This window comes from Acutalibacter sp. LFL-21, from assembly GCF_025630755.1.
In the GTDB taxonomy this organism is placed as follows: domain Bacteria; phylum Bacillota; class Clostridia; order Oscillospirales; family Acutalibacteraceae; genus Acutalibacter; species Acutalibacter stercoravium.
Genome location: NZ_JAOTNT010000028.1, coordinates 1 through 1,880, shown reverse-complemented (window position 1 = coordinate 1,880; position 1,880 = coordinate 1). Strand labels below are relative to the sequence as shown.

The 1,880-nt window shown below is 56.4% G+C and carries 2 protein-coding genes; both read right to left on the bottom strand.

Translation table 11 applies throughout. The features are described from left to right. Positions 1 to 803, bottom strand: an 803-nt coding sequence (locus ODJ80_RS13955) for an ATP-binding protein (RefSeq protein ID WP_263042552.1), incomplete at its 3' end; no start/stop codon positions are given. Beyond that, on the bottom strand, positions 800 to 1,651 hold the full coding sequence (locus ODJ80_RS13950; RefSeq protein WP_442863928.1) for a replication initiator protein A: 852 nt from the start codon (positions 1,649 to 1,651) through the stop codon (positions 800 to 802). The genes ODJ80_RS13955 and ODJ80_RS13950, both read right to left, overlap by 4 nt. Positions 1,652 to 1,880 lie beyond the last annotated feature (229 nt).

Genomic DNA, 1,880 nt, shown 5'->3' with positions numbered 1-1,880 from the left:
TGCGCGGTTTCCTGCCGGAAATTCTCGCCGGTAAAGCGCACCGGGACGCACATGGAAAGCAGCCGGTCATAAATCCGTGAATGGGCAGTGTCCTCCGGGTTCCGCAGGTCGTCCAGCGTAAGGTTGGTCGTGACGATCAGCGGCTTGCCGCTGCGGTAACGGCTGTCAATCACATTGAAAACCTGTTCCAGCCCGTATTCCGTCCCGCGCTCCATGCCGAAGTCGTCAAGGATAAGCAGCGGATAGCGGCAAAGGCGGGAAATGTATTCGTTCCTGCCCTCGAAGCTGGCGGCAAGGTCATTGAGGATAAGGGCAAAGTTCGTCATGTGGACGGGGATTTCTTTCTCCATGAGGGCGTTTGCGATACAGCCTGCAAGGTAGCTTTTGCCGGTGCCTACGCCGCCCCAGAACAGGCAGCCGATATTGTCTGTCCGCATATCTTCCCAATGCTCCACATACCGGCGGGCAAGCCCGGTCTGCGGGTTCCTGCCGTTGTCGTTCTCGAAAGTCCAGTCCCGCATGGTGGGGTCGGTAAAGCCCCGGCGTTTCAGTTCTTCCACGGTGTCAAGGTGTCTGCGCCGCTTTTCGGCGGCTTCCCGTTCCTCGCGGGCGGTTCTCTGGCAGTCGCACTCTGCCGGGTGGCGGTCGCGCCCGAAGATAGCGGCCTTATCCGGCGCAAAATAGGCTTCTTTCGGCTTGCGGCACTTGCCGCAGTACAGTAAACCGTCCTCGCCGGTGTAGTCCTCCGGCTCCGGGATGGTGGTCGTCATATTCTCCAAAACCGCGTTGATTTCATTCTTCATAAACTCTCGCCCTCCTTGCATGAGTAGTCTGGTATGCCCTTTTTAGGGGCTTCCTTTTTGTCGTTCCCCGCCCATATCCGCAGGGCGGCGGCATAGTTCTGGTAGCTTTTCCCGTTGGCGGCAAGGTAGCGGCTCATTTCCTCGATGAACCGTTCCAGCCTGTCAGGGTACTCTGCCTGCAACTCGTCGTATTCGGTCTGTGACAGAAAAATATTTCCATATCGGCCATAGGGCGCGGACGGCCCCCCACTCACTCCCTTTGTTTGGCTCTCTGTAAGGTTGTTTATAGTAGTTTGGTTAGGGGACGGTTTTCCGACCATCATAAGGTCGGTTTTCTGACCATCAGTAGGACGGTTTTCCGGCTCTATGAGGGGCGGACTTCCGGCCATCAGTTGGTCTGAAAACTGTACCTGTGGCACTGGCGGTACTTTGACATAAAGCCGGTTCGGTGCGGAGAAGCCGCCCCGTTCCCGTTCCAACAGCCCCGCCGTGTCCAGTTCATTCAGCGCCCCCTTTATGGTGGTGCTGCCTTTATCCAGTATTTCGGCTATCTCCGCGATGGGATAGATAATATAAATCCTGCCCTCGCCGTCCTGCCACTTGTTCTTCTGGGAGAGGGTGGAGCGGTCTAACAGCAGCGCATAGAGCAGCTTGGCGGTCTGGGAAATCTCCATTTTCAGCAGGAAACGGGGATAGGGCAGATAGGCGGGCAGCTTCGTGTCTGCCATGATATAATCAGCGATAGGATCACCTCCCTGTGTTCGGGTTGATTTTGACGGTTTGTACGCATTTAGAACGCTGTTTCCGGGGGAAAAGGATAAATGTATCGCGTACCCTTTGACACCCACGAAAAAAGCCTTGATTTATGCGGGTTTGAAAGGCTCTAAAGCGTGACATTTCTGCCTTTGTTTCTGCTTTCGCTCGGCGGCTTTGATTTTCTTCATGCGTCCGGCGCAGCCGGGGCAGTATTTCCCCCGGTTGGATTTGGGGACAAAGGCCGCCCCACAGACGGCGCACCGTTTCCGGCTCCCCCGGTACAAAAGTGCTGCGGCCAGTTCCCCGTCAAGGGGCAGGACA